This is a genomic window from Brucella sp. NBRC 113783 (genome assembly GCF_040372265.1).
Taxonomy (GTDB): domain Bacteria; phylum Pseudomonadota; class Alphaproteobacteria; order Rhizobiales; family Rhizobiaceae; genus Brucella; species Brucella teleogrylli.
The window spans coordinates 139,587-156,551 of record NZ_BAABRX010000004.1 but is presented as its reverse complement, the minus strand read 5'-3'; the positions used below and the strand labels follow the sequence as shown (position 1 = coordinate 156,551).

Genomic DNA, 16,965 nt, shown 5'->3' with positions numbered 1-16,965 from the left:
TTGAAATGCCGATGAACGCCCACAGCAGCACCGTCGCCATTATCGGCGGCGGTTTTACAGGCGCGGCTGTTGCGCTGCATCTGATGCGCCAGCTGTCCCAACAAGGGCATGACGCCAACTGGCGGATCGTGGTGATTGAACCGCGCGAAAAGCTTGGGCGCGGTCTGGCCTATGATACGCTCGAACCCGTGCACCGCATCAACGTGCCTGCCGACCGGATGTCCATCCTGCCCGACGAACCACAAGATTTCAGCAACTGGCTTGCGGAAACCGGAATATTGGAAGGCGACCCGGATGCGTTCAGCATAGACGGTGCGCCCTTCCCCGCCCGCACGGTTTTCGGGCTTTATGCCTCATCGAGACTGGCGCCGCTGATTGAAGCCGGACGTGTGGAACACCGCCGCACCCGCGCCGTGAAGGCAACGAAAAACAGTGGCCTCTGGACCATCGACACCGAAGATGGTGAGCCGGTCATTGCCGATATCGCCGTCCTGGCGGTCAGCCATCCCGCCCCTTCGCTGCCCGGCGTACTCGCGCCGATCAGGGACCATGCCGGTCTGATTGCCGACGCAACCAGCCCCGGCGCGTTGGATAATGTCCAGCCGGACGACCGCGTGCTGGTGGTCGGCAACGGACTGACCGCCGCCGACGTCATCGCCACGCTGAAAGCGCATGGCCACAGGGGGCAGATTGTTTCGATTTCGCGCCGTGGTCTCCGCTCGCGCGGGCATCCCCATGTCACCCACGAGCCTTATGGCGATTTTCTCAACCCGCCCTCGCTCAGCGCTTCACAATTGCTGCAACGGGTCCGTGAAACCGTCAAAGCCGCAGTCGCAGAGGGGTTGAGCTGGCATCCGGTTCTTGATGCGGTCCGCCTTCAGGGGCAGAACATCTGGCGGGCTTTGCCTGTTTCGGAGCGCAGACGCATGGCGCGGCATGTGCGTCCATTCTGGGACGTGCATCGTTTCCGCATCGCGCCTCAGGTGGAAAATGCGCTGGACCGCGCCATCGCCGAGGGCACCCTTTCGGTGCGCGCTGCCTCCGTCCGTAGCGCGGAATCCTCCGGCGACACTTTGCGCATCAGCCTCAAGGATCGCCGGACAGGCCAACTCGATATCCTCGACGTGGACAAGGTGGTTGTCACCACCGGTCCCGGCCATGGCGGCATTCTCGGATCGCAACCCTTGCTGGCGGCGCTTGCCGAAGCAGGCCATCTGGCGCTTTGCCCGACGGGGCTTGGCCTTCTCTGCGACTGGCAAAGTCATGCAATCTCCACGTCGGGCTTCGCCGACGAGACATTGCTGATTGCCGGACCGCTGGCGCGTGGGACGTTCGGCGAACTGATGGGATTGCCGCAGGTCAGCGACCACGCCGTTCTCGTGGCTGGCATCATTACCGTGCTGATCGCGGAACAAGATCGTGCCCACCAAAAGGCTGTGGTCTGATCCTTCACGGTTTGGCGGGCTGTATGCGCGTCAGGTGATCCTCAATATGCTGGTGCAGATTGGAAGCCGACATCGGATCGTGCCCCGGCAATCGCTTCAATTCGCGTAAATCCTGCGGTGAAACATCGTACCGTTCCTTGAACAACCGGGTAAACTGCGCGCGATCTGAAAAGCCGCATTTATAGGCGACCTCTTTCAGCGTTTCCGCCTTACCTTTGCTATGGATCAGATAGCGATAGGCCAAATCCAGACGCTTTTGCCGAATCAATTTGGTGATGCCGTCATCCTGCTCGAACTGCCGGTACAGATGCGAGTGGGAGAGTTTGAAATGCGCCATGATCGTCTTGGGGCTCAAACGCCGGTCGCGAATATTCAGATCGATATAGTCGATCACCCTTTGCCGCATCGTCTGGTCAATGGCGCTCGATTGTGCCGGCGAGAGCGCAACGCCATTCACCGCCGCCACCAGCAACAGCACAAGCGCCTCCTTGATCGCCGGTATTTCACTCTCCTGAATGAAATCCAGCGCGCCATCCAGACTCAAGATGAAATCGAACAACACCTGATTGATGTTCACATTCCGCGGCAGAACCAACCCATGCAGGTCATTCGCAGGAAACCACTTATTGATCTCGAACCGCGGGATCGCCAGGGTCACTCGCGCACCGGCTTCCTTGTGGCTGTCCAGAACTTTCGTCAGGTCCACGAAAAACATATCACCCGGCTGCACCTGAACATAGGTGCCATCGAAGTCACCGGTATATTCCCCCGACAGGACAAGCTGCAGCAGGCAGATATCCAAATTCGAGCGCGCAATGATCTCCGGCGTTCGCCGGCAAATCTGCTCGTTGAATGTTGTGTCGCCCAGCACCATGCTGTCAAAAATCCGTGAGCGAATGGTGCCGATCAGTTCAGCATGACCATCCTCGTCCACCGGAGAGACTTCGTATATAAGCTTCGATACTTCCTGCCAGAAGGCAGTGCGATATTTTTCATCCACCATGTCGGTTGAGAGAAAAAATTCCGACACTATTTACCAGCCTTTCGTCTAGCCACGCAGAATATTGTGGGCAAAAATTATTTCCTGAGACTATCTGGAGATCGACCCGTATTCTTCCTGAACCTCGCCAACCCAGCAGGCTTTAAGGTTTTTATGCACAACAACTGCCACAATTTAAGTAGTGACCCGCTCACAAGCAGACCATCTTTTTATATTTCTTTTTAAATATAGACCGACATTTTTATATTTCCAAATAAAATCTAATATCTATCGATATTTATTAGCTTGAGATAATATTGCACTGAATATGGGATAAAAGCGTATTGCTCGACTTTGATTTTTACATATAGCTCATTCCGAGGAGAATAAAACACTCTGTTTCATTATGAAACAGGTCCGCCCCCATAGTTATGCATAAGATCAAGTTCTTCTAAGGCCAGTTATCGCAACAACGGGAAAGTTCGTTCTTTCCGAGACGGCAGATATTTGCCTCTTGAGAACTGGTCACTCAATCCTTTCAAACACAGGATCTCGCGAATGGACCACGAACTGACAAGCCGGCTTAGCTTCTCACGACGTTCGTTTCTTAAGGTGGCGGCAGCTTCGGCGGCAACTGCCCTTGCGCCAGAAATTGCCTTCGCTGAAGACAAGACTTTTCCAGCCGGTTTCAAGTGGGGCGTCGCTTCCGCCGCCGCGCAGGCAGAGAGCCGCGCCGGGCGCGGGCGCAGCAACTGGGACGTTTTTGCCGATATTTCAGGTCGAATTCGCGACGGCTCAACCAACGTGAAAAACACGCAATTCGAGACGCGTTACGGCGAAGAGTTTGCCCTGTTGTCTCAAGCCGGTTTGAACACTTTTCGCTTTTCTTTCTACTGGTCACGCATCCAGCCCGAAGGACCGGGTGCGCCAAGCGCCGCTGCGTTGGACTTATATGACCGTATGATCGACGAGATGCTTCGGCTCGGTCTTGATCCCATGGCCACCATCCTGCATTTCGAAAACCCCATTTGGGCCGGTGATTTCCGCAATCGTGAAATCATCCAATATGCAACCGACTATACCGAAATTATAACGCGCAGGTTTGGCGACCGTATCAAGCTTTGGATTGCCATGAACGAGCCTGGCACCGTTTCCACCTTCGGCTATGGTTCGGGACGCTTCGCGCCAGGTTACATATCCTTGAGGGCAATGGGGGATGCGATCCATCATCAAAATGTCGCGCAGGGCCTTATCATCGCGGCCGCCCGGGCGAATCTGCCGAAAGACGCGAAGGTCGGCACCACGCTCAATCTCCAGACTGTCCGATCCAAATCCAACTACCCGGAAGATGAAAAAATCGTCCGAACCATGGATGCTTACTGGAACACGGCCTATCTCGATCCGCTGTTCGGGCAGGAATATCCAGCAGAGGTGCACGCACTGGTCGCTCCAGTCGTCCAGCCCGGCGACATGGAAATCATCGCCGCGAAACCTGATTTTCTCGGCGTGAATTATTACTCACGCTTTTACGTCAAGGCCGAGCCGCACACGCCACTCGGCTTCGTGCAGGACACGCCTCCAGATAATCTCGAGCTCACCAAATATCTGCCCTACGAACCGGATGGGTTTTCTGAAACCCTGCTGCGGGTCCACAATGGTTATGGCGCACCCGACATTTACGTTACTGAATTTGGCTTCCCGGTTGACGAACCCAATACAGTCGTCAATGGCGTCGTCGAGGACACAACGCGAATTCATTTTATCAAGGGCTATGTTGAGGAAGCCTATAAGGCGATGCAGAAGGGCGTCAACCTGAAGGGGCTGGTCTACTGGTCTTCCACGGACAATTGGGAATGGAACGAAGGATTTGCAAAGAACTTCGGCCTGATAAAGGTTGACCCCACAACAGAGAAGAGATGGCCGAAGCGTAGCCTCGAATATTTCGGAAAATGCTGCAAAACCAATAGCATTGTTTAAGCGCCCTCCCTTTGAGAGCGGTCCCGACACTCGCCCACAACAATGTTGTTGAACAGCGAATGCCGGGATCAAACTACCGGCTTTCTTCGAAAGAATAGTGTTGCGTTTTCATCCAGCATAACGCTGTCGGCCAGCCTAAAATCAAACAACGAATTCAATCTGCGGGCACAAGCGTTAGCGTTCCGACCTTTATACATTGGAGGGCAAATGGCTCGCGTGGGGTATTTTCTGGTTGCCGTAGCAATCCTTGCTTCGTCTTTGACTTTCGAAGCGTGCGCCGAAGCTACCAGCGGCAAAATCGAGCTGCAGCATGGATGGCGTCTCATCCGGGACGACGACGCGAAAGCAGCACAGATCGACGTGCCGAATGCGCCGCTTGGCGACGCAGGCTATGCTATCCAGACGATGCCCTCCACCGTTTTGAACGCGCTCAGCAAGGCAGGGGTCTATAAAGACATCTACTATGGGGACAATCTTACCAAGGTAGACAACACCCTGTGGAAACACCAATGGTGGTATCAGACCAAGCTCGATGTTCCAGAAGGGCACGACCGTTACACGCTCATCTTCAACGGGCTAAACTATCGTGGTGAAATCTGGCTGAACGGCCAAAAGATCGCAGGACCCGACACCGTTGTCGGCATGAGCCGCAAGTACGAGTTTGACGTCACGAAGCTGGTCCATCCCGGCGCAAATAATTTGCTGGCGGTTAAAATCACCCCGGAGCAGCGCACCCCAAGCCTGACATTGGGTGACAGCCTTAATCCGGGGAAAGGCGAAGGTGTCGATCTGACCGACACATGGATGGACTGGATCAACTTGAAATATCTGGGCGACTACGCGACAAAAACCTCCTTTATCCCCGATAAGGGCGCAGGTATCTGGCGCAAGGTCTATCTCACCTATGGCGGCGATGTTGCCTTGCGCAATCCTTATGTCAAAGCCGACCTGTCGGTGCCAGATCTGAAGACGGCGAAGCTCGATGTCTATGCCAATCTGATCAACCGCTCTTCAGAGCCCGTTACGGGGGTGCTGCGCGGCGAGATCACCCGGGAGGATAAGCCCAGCATTCACCTTGAAAAGCCCGTTACGCTCAAAGCCAACGAAACTCGCGAAGAAAGCTTTACCCCGGAACAGGTCAAGACGCTGACGGTGAATAAGCCTGATGTCTGGTGGCCCTATATCTGGGGCAAGCCAAACCTCTACAATCTGAAACTCACCTTTAGCATCGGCGACAAGGTTTCCGATACAGCAACGACGGATTTCGGGATACGCAAGATCACGCAGCACATCGACAACTCCAAGCTGTTTCCGAAGTTCAAGAACCCCGGCAGCTTCTATATCAAGGTCAATGGCCGTGATTATCTGATCCGTGGCGCGGCCTATACGCCCGACCTGTTGTTCGACAACAATCCGCAGCGCGATCGCGACATCATTCGTTATGCGAAAGACCTTGGCGTCAACATGCTGCGCTGGGAGGGCAAGTTCGCCGATGATGACATGCTGGAGCTGGCCGACAAGGAAGGCATCCCGGTCATGCGCGGCCTCATGTGTTGCGGATCGTGGGAACTGTGGAGCCATTGGGACAAGGAAGACTACGCCGTCGCTTATGCCACAGTTCAGGACATGATCGCGGATTTTCGCTCGCATGCCTCGGCCTTCATCTGGGCGAATGGCAGCGATGGACTGCCCCCGGCTCCCGTCCTTCAGGAATACCACGCCATTCTGAAAAAGATGCATTGGCAAAATGCGGTGGTCGATACGGTGTCCGCCCGCAACAGCGACTGGAGCGGTATCCATATGGCGGCGCCCTATTCATGGCGCGCGCCCGCCTTCTGGTTCAAGGGCGACATCATCGGCGCGATGGGCTCCATCGCTGAATCGGGCAATGACGAGACTATTCTGCCGCTGGAGAGCTTGAAAAAATTCCTGCCAGCGGACAAGCTCTGGCCCATCAATGATTTCTGGTATATGCGCGCCGGTTCCGCACCCGGCAACAGCACGCTTGAAAGCGCCAAGGCGGCCATTGCCAATCGATATGGGCCTGCAGACAGCGTTGAAGATCTTGCGCGCAAGGCTCAGCTCACGACCTATGAAAATGTCCGCGCGCAGAACGAAGCCTATGGCGCGCTGGGTGGGGACGCCCACAAGATGACGATTTTCTGGATGCTTAACAGCCATTGGCCATCCTTCTTCGGTCATCTCTTCGATTACTATATGAAACAGGGCGGCGGCTATTTCGGAGCCAAGAAAGCCCTGCAGCCTTTAAGCGTTGTGTTTGACGGCTATGCGACCGGCAACCATTCCAAAGCCAAAATTTATCTCGTCAACCAGACTCTGGGGGGCTTGAAAAACCTAACAGTCAACGCCCGGCTCTACGACATAAACGGCAAGCTCAAGCACGAGAAGAATGTGACCGTCAAAACCACCAGTCCTACCACCTCGACAGTCGCCATGACGCTTCCGCGTTATGGCGACATGGGCAAGGTTTATTTCGTCCGCCTGCAACTCCGCGATGCCAAGAACGAAGTGCTTGCGGAGAACACATATTGGCAATCGGCAAAGGACGACATTCCTGAAAACATGAGTCCAGACTCCATGATGGACGCCATGATACTCAAACAAAAGCAATGGGCTGACTTCACCCCGCTCAACACGATGCCGAAGGTGGAACTCAAAACCACACTTGAAGAAATCGCCTCCCAAGACGACTTCCGCCGCTTCAAGATTTCGCTGAACAACCCGACCGACCACATCGCTTTCTTTGTCCGGGCGGAGCTTCGGCAAGACGATAGTTCCGGTGAAATTCTGCCCATCACCTATGACGACAATTACGTCACGGTCTATCCCCGCGAGACGCGCGAAATCACCGCGGCAGTCTCAAAGGCACAGATCAACGGGCAGAAGCCGGTTGTCGCTATCGAAGGTTACAACACCCACTGATTGCCACTGTAAAACCAACATCACTGAACCTCTGGATCAGAGCAGGCTCATGAAACCACTAGTCCAAACCCTAAAGCCTATCCTCTGGTCCGTTCCGGCGACGCTCCTCTGCTTTGGCGCACAGGCCGCAGAAAACGGTCTCGGCTTCTACCTGCTGGGGTCCAAGGGGCCGATGGCTGCGATCCTACCCGCGCCCGGGCTCTATCTGCAGAACGACACCTATTTCTATCGCGCAAGTGCCGGTGCGTCCGCGCCGCTGCCGCTGGGCGGCGTGGTTGGTTTCGGTGTCGATGCCAAGGCCGTTGTCGACCTCCCAACCTTCATATGGTCCACGCCCTATGAACTTCTGGGAGGGCGGCTGGCCTTTGGCTTGACCACACCCTTCGGCCATCAGAGTGTCGATGCTGATCTGGTCTATGGACCCTATTCGGGCGATATCGACAACAGCGTTACCAGGATCGGTGATCCGGTTGTCACCACCACAATCGGCTGGAACAGCGGCGACTTCCATTGGAGCCTCAATGGTATGGTCAATGTTCCCATTGGGGACTACCAGAAGGACTCGCTCGCCAATATTGCCTTCCACCGTTGGGGTGGCGATCTTTCCGCTGCGGGAACCTGGTTCGACCCGGCGCGCGGCCTCGACATATCCGGCGTGATCGGTTTCACCTTCAACGGAAAAAACCACGAAACCGATTACCGCACCGGAACCGAATTCCATGTGGAAGGCGCGGTTTCGCAATATTTCTCGAAACAGTTCTCGCTCGGTGCCATCGGCTATTATTACCAGCAGATCAGCGACGACAGCGGCAGCGGAGCCGTGCTCGGTGGCTATCGCGGGCGCGTGGCGGCACTCGGTGTAACCGCGAGCTACAATTTCGAATTCGATAAAACACCGGTTCAGGCGCGGGTGAAATTGCTGCGCGAGTTTCACACCGAAAACCGGGTCGAGGGCACCGCAGCGTTTCTTACGCTTTCGGTTCCGCTTTACGTGAGCAAATGACCCGGCAATTTGGTCACGTCGAAAGCCCAGCGTGAATGGATCAGGATGTTAAAATGTTGTTAATATTTACTATCCGATTATATTAGAAATATATAATTTGATGACGACTTAATTAAAGAAAACACTCTCGGAAACTTCTTTTACTGTTTCAAATATAATTTATATAATTTATCCTAATAAGCGATTCTATACCTACCGAAAGAACCGCTATGCCTTTATCCGCCTCAGCGCAACTTACGATTGCGCGGCCATGACACACTTAAACATGCAGTCTTGCGCAAGGCACTTCACCCCATAGCACCCTGCGTCGCAGGATCAGCGTTGAAGCCCCAGCACGACGCAAGCTCCCAAACAATCTGAACAGACACAGCCGACCGTGCCCCCACGAAAGTCGGCGGGCCAAGACAACCGACGTTGGTTGTCCCTTGAACTATGCAGGATAATTTGATGCGGACCTACCCATTGCACAAACTGGCAGCCGTCCTTTCTGCGAGCACGGCGCTGCTTGCATTTCCTCTTACCGCAAATGCAGCGGACGTCGAATACATAGGCCCATCAGCTGGCGGCCTTTGGAGCACAGCAGGCAACTGGAGCAACAATGCTGTGCCAACAGCGGCTGACACTGTGATCATCAACCCGGGCACCCAAAGCATATCAATCAGCCCTGGACAAACCTACTCAGTCGGCAGGATCGACGTTCTTGACGGCTCCACTCTAAATGGCAACGGTATTGGAGGCTCGAACTCTGGCGGTACGTTAGTTATTTACGGCGTCGACGGGATTGGCTTCCATTCCTCCGCCAGCGGGTCGGGTGGTCAAGGCCCCAGAAGATTTCAACTTGCCAATGATGTAGCGTTCGTTGTCGACAATCCGAATGGCAGCACTGTCACACTTGCATATTTCGGCGCTATTGGCTTGACCGACAAGACACTCACTATCAACGCGACCCATGCAAATAATACGGTCGTCATCAGCGGGACCGTATCCGGAACGGGCGGCATAGTCAAAACGGGCGACGGTCTGCTATGGACGGGCGCAGGAACCCACAGCTATACCGGCATAACGGATATTCAATCGGGCACGATTGAGCTCCGTGCCGCGGGAAGCCTGAAAACATCCAGCCTCATCAACGTAGATGGATTGTTTGACGTTACGGCCATCAACGCCGCTTCTACATCGATCCAGACCTTGACTGGCACGGGCGAGGTTCGGCTTGGAACCAAGACGCTAGAGATCACAAACGCAAGCACAACATATGCGGGCGATATCAGCGGCACGGGCGGCGTCACGATCAGCAGCGGTATTCTCACTCTGGCTGGCGCGACCAGCTATAGCGGCGCAACATCGATTGCAGCTGGTGCGCGCCTTCAGCTCGGTGCGGGCGGCGCGACGGGCAGTCTGGCCAGCCAGCAAATCTCCAATGAGGGCGAACTGGCGTTCAACCGCGACAATGCGTTTGATTTCAGCGCCAACATTTCTGGAAACGGCACCGTATTCCAGAGCGGAACAGGCACGACCACCCTGTCGGGCAACAACACCTATAGCGGCGACACCAATATCGAAGCCGGAACCCTGAAAGCGGGTGCGACCAACGCCTTCAGCACGTCATCGGCTTTTACAGTTTCGTCCGGCGCGACGCTCGATCTCAACGACATGGATCAGACACTGGTGACGCTCGCCAATGCGGGTAATGTCAATTTCGGCACATCGACCAGCAACAATCTTCATATTACCGGCGATTATGTCGGCAAGAACGGCATGCTGACGATCAATGCCGTTCTTGGCGACGACACGTCGAACACGAACAAGATCGTGATCGATGGCAATACGTCGGGCACCAGCTTCCTCCATGTCAATAATCGCGGTGGAACGGGCGACAGCACGACGCTGGGCATCGAAGTCATCAAGGTCAACGGCAGTTCTGACGGTGATTTCATACTGGACGCGCAATATCGTGCAGGCGGCAGCCCCGCTGTGGTGATCGGCGCGTATGAGTACGGCCTTTATAAAGGCAATGCTGAAGGTCAGAACACCAATGACTGGTATCTGATTTCCAAGAAGACGCCAGTGATCCCCACGCCAGATCCAGACCCAAATCCGGAAAACCCCAACACCGAAAACCCAGTTCCAGAGAAGCCGGAACCACAACCGGAAGGCAAGCTGCAAGCCGGTGCGCCGGTCTATGAGGCCTATTCGCAGCATCTGCTTGGGATGAACGGCGTCTCTTCGCTGCGCCAGCGCACGGGCAACCGCGTATGGGTGGGGCAAACCACGTCTTCCGACAAGGAAACCGCAACCTCCATGGGCAATGGCGTCTGGGGCCGCATTGAAGGCGCGCATAATCGTCTTGAAGCCGACTACAGCACCACCGGAACCCAAATCCGTCAGAACATCTTGAAGATGCAGGCGGGTATTGACGGCGCGTTTCTGGAAAATGAGCAGGGTCGCCTCGTTGGCGGCATCTTCGGCCAATATATGCATGGCAAAACCAGAACATCGTCCAGCGACTTCGTGTCCGGCGATATTTCCACGGATGGTTATGGCCTCGGTGGAACCCTGACCTGGTATGGGGAGAACGGCTTTTATGCAGACGGGCTGGCGCAGGCGACATGGTATGACAGCGACCTGACCACATCGGCAGAAGGTGCATCGGCGCTCGCCACCGGAAGCCATGCATTCGGCTATGCGCTGTCGCTGGAAAGCGGACAGAAACTCGCCATCGACGACCATTGGTCAATCACGCCACAAGGCCAGCTCGTCTATTCGTCGGTGGACGCCGACAACTTCATCGACGGTTTCGGCAGCGCCGTCCGGTTTGATCGTGGCGAGAGCCTGCAAGGCCGTCTCGGCCTCAATCTCGATTACGCATCTTCCTGGCAGAACGCCAAGGGCACAACCGACCGCGCCAGCCTCTACGGCATCGCCAACCTTTATTACGAATTCCGCGACGGCACCCGTGCCGATCTCGCAGGCGTCAGCCTGGCAAGCCGTCAGGATCGTCTGTGGGGCGGTCTCGGCGTCGGCGGCAGCTATGATTTCGACAATCAGCGCTATTCCGTGTTCGGCGAAGGACTGGTCAACACAAGCCTGAATAATTTCGGCGACAGCTACACGCTGAAGGGCAATGTCGGCCTGCGCGTCAACTGGTAAAGGCACGGCAGAGCGGCTTCGCATCACGAAGCCGCTCTCAATTATGTTACAGGGCCGATTGAACCAAATCGCCAGAGCCGCGTTTATTAAGCATTCGTTAACCATAACGGAGGCTGTCATGCTCTGGTACTACCGACTGGAAAGCAGTTTTGCCGCCGCATTCGTGATCGCTGCGGCAGTCACACTCTGGTTGATGTGAGGCGGAGGCCAACACCGCCCACTTTCTCCAACACCACAACAACGGAGGACCACACTATGCAGTGGCTCCATTGGATCGCGTTTGGAATGATTGCCGCCATGCCACTTGTCGTGTTCGGCATTACTTATCTTGAACTGGGTCGCAAATGATCTGAAATGATCGGGCTCGGCATCATCCGTCAGGGGACGATGATGCCTTGCCTGCATAATGTCGTTCTCTTTCATGAGAGGCAAAACCACAATTTCGGATGACTTCTGTGTATGCAGCCCTTATGCACAGCAGAACGATTTTCCCGGTTTTGCTGCATGAAAGGACATCACGATGAGCGACGCCATCCTGATTACGGTCGATGAACTGTTCGAACTCGTGAAGGACACACTCCGCAACGCCACATTCAGCGATGACCATGCAGCCGCAATCGCGCGCACCATTGTCGCCGCAGAACGCGACGGCTGCAAATCGCATGGCATTTACCGCATCGAAGGCTGCCTGCGCACCGTGAAGAGCGGCAAGGTGGCGACCGATGCCGTGCCCGTGCTGACCGTGGATGACAGCGCCGTGGTGCGCGTCGAAGCCCATGGCGGCTTTGCCAATCTCGCATTCGAAACCGGCAAACCGGCGCTGATCGAACGGGCGCGCAAGCTCGGTCTGGCTGCCCTCGTCATCAATGATTGCACCCATTTCGCAGCCCTCTGGCCGGAAGTGGAAGCGCTGGCCGACGAAGGCCTCGCAGCCATGGCCATGTGCCCGAGCTATGCGACCGTTGCGCCTGCGGGCGGCAGCAAGCCGCTTCTTGGCACCAATCCATTTGCGTTTGGTTGGCCGCGCACTGGCGAAAACCCCTATGTGTTCGATTTTGCAACCAGTGTCGCGGCACGCGGCGAACTGGAACTTTACCGCCGCGCCGGCAAGCAATTGCCGGAAGGCTGGGCGGTTGACGCCGAAGGCAATCCGACCACCGATCCGGAAGCAGCCCTCGCAGGCGCCATGCTGCCCTTCGGCCAGCACAAGGGTTCGGCCATTTCGACCATGATCGAGCTTCTGGCCGGTTCCATGATCGGCGATTTCAGCAGCCCGGAAGCGCTTGCGTATCTTGGCACCACGACGATTGCCCCGCGCCACGGCGAACTGATCCTCGCTTTCGACCCGACACGCATGGCCGGTGGGCGTCTCAATCCGATCCAGCACGGCGAAATCCTGCTGGAAGCCATTGCCGGTCAGGGTGCGCGCCTGCCTTCGCAACGCCGTTTCGCGGCCCGCCGTGAATCGCTCTCCAAGGGCATTTCGCTGACGCAGGCGGAAATGGAACAGCTCGAAATGCTGCGCCAGAAGGGCCTCGACGCCGTCGCGTAGTTCGGACCGCAACCTAACAAAAACCCCGCCAATTGGCGGGGTTTTTTATTTGCGAATTTTATAACGTTCAGGCTGCGTATTTCGCGACCGCGCCGCCCTGCTTGTTCCACTCTGCATACCAGGTCTGGAACAGCTTCAGCTGTGCTTCGCAATAACCGCGCTGGGCATCGGACAGCTTGTCAGTCTCGTTGAAATGCAGTTCATATTCCGGGTTTCCGGTCACGACCATCATGTGCTTGTAGAACAGGACGAGGTCCGGGCCTTCATCGAAGGAGGACAGCACGCCAAGTGCGGCTTCCAATTCAAGCGCGGCAACGCGGGCCTCAACATCGCCCGCGGCAGCAGCCTTGGAAAGCGATACCAGATGCTGCACTTCCTTCGGCAACACATTGCCGATGCCGGTGATGGCACCCTTTGCGCCGCAATTGACGAAGCCGTGGAACACGCCCGTATCGACACCGACCATCAGGGTCACATCGTCATCGGCGCTGGTGATGTTTTCTGCCGCATAACGCATGGCTTCCGCCCCGCCGAATTCCTTGAAGCCGATCAGGTTCGGATGCTCAGCGCGCAGCGCGAAGAAAAGATCGGCGCGGGTGGCAAAGCCATAATATGGGCTGTTGTAGATAACCGCCGGAAGATCGGGCGCAGCCGCCAAAATGGCCTTGAAGTGCGCCTTCTGGGCGGAAATCGACGAACCACGCGACAGAACGCGCGGGATGACCATCAGGCCCTTTGCGCCAACTTTCTGGGCATGAGCAGCGTGAGCGACAGCGGAAGCCGTGTTGACCGCGCCGGTGCCGACGACGACAGGCACGCCAGCCTTGGCCAGCGCTTCAACGCCCGCCATGCGCTGTTCGTCGGTGAGAAGCGGCCAGTCGCCCATCGAACCGCAATAGACGACGGCAGACATGCCAGCGGCGATCAGTTCCTTGCCCTTACGCACCAGCGCATCGAAGTCCGGCGTACGGTCTGGCTTGCATGGCGTCATGAGTGCGGGAATGCAGCCGGAAAAAATATCAGAAGTCATGGTCCTGTCCTTGAATCTCTTCAACGCGTTTTTCAATCAACCAGAGTCTACAACCGGCTTCAGCAAGCCTTGTATGAAATCAAATATACACAATGTATTTTTCTTGTCGACTAAAATTTCAATTGCAACTACGATCTAATCACCATCACAAAGGTTATCGCGGATAACGGCGTGAAAGCATGCCTCCCGGCTCTTCCCGCCCGCCCCTTTCAATAAAGGACACGCCATGAGCAAAGCACCATCCAGCCAATCGGCAAACCGGTCTGAGGGCCAATCTGCCGACCGCAAGAAGGGCTCGGGCGTCAAGATGGTCTATGATGTGCTGCGCGACGAGATCATCGATCTTTCGCTCGCGCCCGGTAGCCCCATTGATGAAAACCAGCTTGCGGAGCGCTTTGCCATGTCGCGCACGCCGATCCGCGAGGCGCTTGTGAGGCTTGCCAGCGACGGGCTGGTGACGACGCTCCCCAACCGCTCGACAGTGGTTTCGAATATCGACTTTCTGAGCCTGCCTGCCTTTTTCGACGCGATCACCCTGATGTACCGCGTCACGACGCGGCTTGCCGCACGCCACCGCACCAAAGCGGACCTCAAGATCATCCGCGCCCATCAGGAAGATTTTGCCAGGGCCGTGCGCGCACAAAACGCGCTGGACATGATTTCGACCAATCGCGATTTTCATGCGGCGATTGCCGAGGCCGGGCGCAACCCGTTCTATACGAGTTTTTTCGCACGCCTTCTTGACGAAGGCCGTCGTTTGCTGCGCCTTTATTATTCGTCCTTCTCGGACCAGCTGCCGGAACAATATGTGACGGAGCATGAAGACATGATCCGCGCCATTGAAGAGCAGGATGTCGAAACAGCAGACCGGCTTGGCAAGGCGCATGGCGACCAGATCGTACAGCAGATCCGGAAGCTGATTGCCGACGACCGGCGTGACGTGATGGAACTCTGATCAGCCGCCGTTGACCAGCGCGAGCACAAGCTGCTGCACATTGCCGCCATTGCCCATTTCGACCCGGTCGAAATCGCGGCCTTGCGCGCGTTGCACGGCAACCAGATCGGTGATTTCCTTGATCAGCACCTTGCGCATTTTCTGGCATTTCGGATCGTTGGGCACGGAAAGTCCAACCGTACGGCGCATGATTTCCCGCGTCATGTCCTTGGCGCTGTCGCCATGCACCAGCTCGTGCTTGCGGATGCCTTCGATGAAGACGTCCCAGTTTTCGCGCACCGGCGACGGCAGCTTTTGTGACGGCTTCGGCAGCGTATAGGTGATCTTCAGCTTCGGTTTTGCCGACAGAATCGTGCAGCCATTGTTGCTGTTATCGAATTTGCGGTCCCAGGTCAGCACATAGCTCGTATGGGCGATCACCCGTCCAATCCCGATCTTCGGCCCACGCTGGCCAATGGATCGATAGAGATCAATGCCGGTCTGCCCGGTAATGGCGTAAGGCTTGACCTCTTCGACGGCCTTCCAGTCGTCTTCAGCATAAGCGGGCACCGCCGCGAGCAGTGCAAGAATTGCCAGTCCAACGATTTTCTTCACGACCACCCCATCAACAACAAGATGCCGGGCAACTTACAGGAGCGGATTGCATTGCAGAAGCCATGCTTTTCGTTTGCCGAAAACTATTGTCCACAGTGACGGGAATCGAAGGAGATTGACTCCCGCCACCCATCATCGTTTGATCGCATCATGCATGGGGGTTCTGCGGGGTGGCATTTTTGCCGGAGCAAGGAAAAACCATCTCATTCAAACAAGAAAATGGAGTTGCGTTGTGCTCAAATCCACCAGACGGGGAATAATTCATCTTGCCTTAGCTCTTGCCGCCACCACGGCGATCGGCACTTTCGCTACCGCAGCGGAAGCCAAGGACAAGATCCTCCTGATCATCAACGGCGCCCTCGGCGACAAATCATTCTTTGATTCCGCCGCCAAGGGCATGAAGATGATCAAGGACAAATATGGCGACGAGGTAGAGACCAAGATTCTCGAAATCGGCGACGATCCGACCAAGTGGGAGCCGGTCTTCCTCGACGCGTCCGAACAGGACTGGGACCTGATCATCGGCGGCACCTATCAAATGTCGGAAACCGTCGGTTCGGTCGCCAAGCAGTATCCGGACAAGAAATACGTTCTTTACGATGCGAGCGTGCCTTATGAGGAAGGCGGCTATGACAACGTCTATTCCATCCAGTACAAGCAGAACGAGGGTTCCTATCTCGGCGGCATGCTGGCGGCTTCGCTGCTGAAAGACGGCAAGCTTGGCGATACGGGCAAGAATCTCGGCTTCCTCGGCGGCATGGATATTCCGGTCATCAACGATTTCCTCGCTGGCTATATTGCAGGCGCACAGTCGGTCACGCCGGATGTGAAGATCGCCATTTCCTATGCCGGTTCATTCATGGATGCCGCCAAGGGCAAGGAACTCGGCCTCGCGCAATATCGCTCCGATGTGGCGCTTGGCTTTGTGGTCGCGTCGCAGACCGGCCTCGGCCAGCTTTCGGCTGCCAAGGAAACCGGCAAATATGTACTCGGCGTCGATTCCGATCAGGAAGCGATCTTCAAGGACAGCGACCCGGCCATTGCCAAGCAGGTTGTCAGCTCCGTGCTGAAAAACGTCGATGTCAGCCTCTTGCAGGCCTATGATCGCTTCAAGGCAGGCGACCTGCCTTTCGGCAAGGCGGAAGCGCTTGGCCTGAAGGAAGGCGCAGTTGGCATCGTGATGGATGGCAACATGGCGACCATGGCCAGCCAGGAAACCAAGGATGCCATCAAGAAGGCCTCCGACGAGATTTCCGAAGGAAAGATCACGGTTCCGACCGGCTTTGGGCTCAGCACTGAAGACCTCAATGCCATGCGCAACAAGGTTCGTCCCTGAT

General features: G+C 56.1%; 11 protein-coding genes. 8 read left to right on the top strand and 3 right to left on the bottom strand.

The features are described 5' to 3' along the window. Window positions 1-5 precede the first annotated feature (5 nt). Window positions 6-1,445 (top strand): FAD/NAD(P)-binding protein, encoded by a 1,440-nt coding sequence (locus tag ABWW11_RS15010; RefSeq protein ID WP_283736248.1) that lies wholly within the window; start codon window positions 6-8, stop codon window positions 1,443-1,445. A gap of 4 nt (window positions 1,446-1,449) precedes the next feature. Here ABWW11_RS15010 and ABWW11_RS15005 read toward each other — a convergent pair whose 3' ends face one another. Further along, window positions 1,450-2,475, bottom strand: a complete 1,026-nt coding sequence (locus ABWW11_RS15005) for a helix-turn-helix domain-containing protein (RefSeq protein ID WP_124915913.1) — start codon at window positions 2,473-2,475, stop codon at window positions 1,450-1,452. Between the two features lie 507 nt (window positions 2,476-2,982). Between ABWW11_RS15005 and ABWW11_RS15000 the strand changes: the two genes are divergently transcribed. The 5 genes from ABWW11_RS15000 (at window position 2,983) to ABWW11_RS14980 (ending at window position 13,049) form a co-directional block, all read left to right on the top strand. Beyond that, window positions 2,983-4,401 (top strand): glycoside hydrolase family 1 protein, encoded by a 1,419-nt coding sequence (locus tag ABWW11_RS15000; protein WP_109367842.1) that lies wholly within the window; start codon window positions 2,983-2,985, stop codon window positions 4,399-4,401. 207 nt (window positions 4,402-4,608) lie between these two features. After that, window positions 4,609-7,344 carry a glycoside hydrolase family 2 protein gene (locus ABWW11_RS14995; protein WP_181376054.1) on the top strand — a complete coding sequence of 912 codons (2,736 nt, stop codon included), beginning with the start codon at window positions 4,609-4,611 and terminating at the stop codon, window positions 7,342-7,344. A gap of 49 nt (window positions 7,345-7,393) precedes the next feature. Further along, window positions 7,394-8,347, top strand: a complete 954-nt coding sequence (locus ABWW11_RS14990; RefSeq protein WP_109367844.1) for a SphA family protein — start codon at window positions 7,394-7,396, stop codon at window positions 8,345-8,347. 447 nt (window positions 8,348-8,794) lie between these two features. Beyond that, window positions 8,795-11,497, top strand: a complete 2,703-nt coding sequence (locus ABWW11_RS14985) for an autotransporter family protein (protein ID WP_319080944.1) — start codon at window positions 8,795-8,797, stop codon at window positions 11,495-11,497. Between the two features lie 520 nt (window positions 11,498-12,017). Continuing rightward, window positions 12,018-13,049 carry an Ldh family oxidoreductase gene (locus tag ABWW11_RS14980; RefSeq protein WP_109367847.1) on the top strand — a complete coding sequence of 344 codons (1,032 nt, stop codon included), beginning with the start codon at window positions 12,018-12,020 and terminating at the stop codon, window positions 13,047-13,049. A gap of 67 nt (window positions 13,050-13,116) precedes the next feature. Here ABWW11_RS14980 and ABWW11_RS14975 read toward each other — a convergent pair whose 3' ends face one another. Beyond that, window positions 13,117-14,079, bottom strand: a complete 963-nt coding sequence (locus ABWW11_RS14975) for a dihydrodipicolinate synthase family protein (protein ID WP_109367848.1) — start codon at window positions 14,077-14,079, stop codon at window positions 13,117-13,119. A 226-nt stretch (window positions 14,080-14,305) separates the two neighbouring features. Here ABWW11_RS14975 and ABWW11_RS14970 point away from each other — a divergent pair, with 226 nt between their 5' ends. Further along, on the top strand, window positions 14,306-15,034 hold the full coding sequence (locus tag ABWW11_RS14970) for a GntR family transcriptional regulator (protein ID WP_109367849.1): 729 nt from the start codon (window positions 14,306-14,308) through the stop codon (window positions 15,032-15,034). On the opposite strand, the gene ABWW11_RS14965 is transcribed toward ABWW11_RS14970, so the two are convergent. After that, window positions 15,035-15,610, bottom strand: a complete 576-nt coding sequence (locus ABWW11_RS14965) for a DUF922 domain-containing Zn-dependent protease (RefSeq protein WP_371831107.1) — start codon at window positions 15,608-15,610, stop codon at window positions 15,035-15,037. It lies immediately after the preceding gene. A 250-nt stretch (window positions 15,611-15,860) separates the two neighbouring features. Here ABWW11_RS14965 and ABWW11_RS14960 point away from each other — a divergent pair, with 250 nt between their 5' ends. Continuing rightward, a complete protein-coding gene (locus ABWW11_RS14960) occupies window positions 15,861-16,964 on the top strand; it encodes a BMP family ABC transporter substrate-binding protein (RefSeq protein WP_109367850.1) in 1,104 nt (367 codons plus the stop codon). Window position 16,965 lies beyond the last annotated feature (1 nt).

Coding starts and splice junctions, on each gene's coding strand:
- ABWW11_RS14990 (WP_109367844.1), top strand. CDS start 7,394: ATGAAACCACTAGTCCAAACCCTAAAGCCTATCCTCTGGTCCGTTCCG.
- ABWW11_RS14980 (WP_109367847.1), top strand. CDS start 12,018: ATGAGCGACGCCATCCTGATTACGGTCGATGAACTGTTCGAACTCGTG.
- ABWW11_RS14985 (WP_319080944.1), top strand. CDS start 8,795: ATGCGGACCTACCCATTGCACAAACTGGCAGCCGTCCTTTCTGCGAGC.
- ABWW11_RS14970 (WP_109367849.1), top strand. CDS start 14,306: ATGAGCAAAGCACCATCCAGCCAATCGGCAAACCGGTCTGAGGGCCAA.
- ABWW11_RS15010 (WP_283736248.1), top strand. CDS start 6: ATGCCGATGAACGCCCACAGCAGCACCGTCGCCATTATCGGCGGCGGT.
- ABWW11_RS14995 (WP_181376054.1), top strand. CDS start 4,609: ATGGCTCGCGTGGGGTATTTTCTGGTTGCCGTAGCAATCCTTGCTTCG.
- ABWW11_RS15000 (WP_109367842.1), top strand. CDS start 2,983: ATGGACCACGAACTGACAAGCCGGCTTAGCTTCTCACGACGTTCGTTT.
- ABWW11_RS14975 (WP_109367848.1), bottom strand. CDS start 14,079: ATGACTTCTGATATTTTTTCCGGCTGCATTCCCGCACTCATGACGCCA.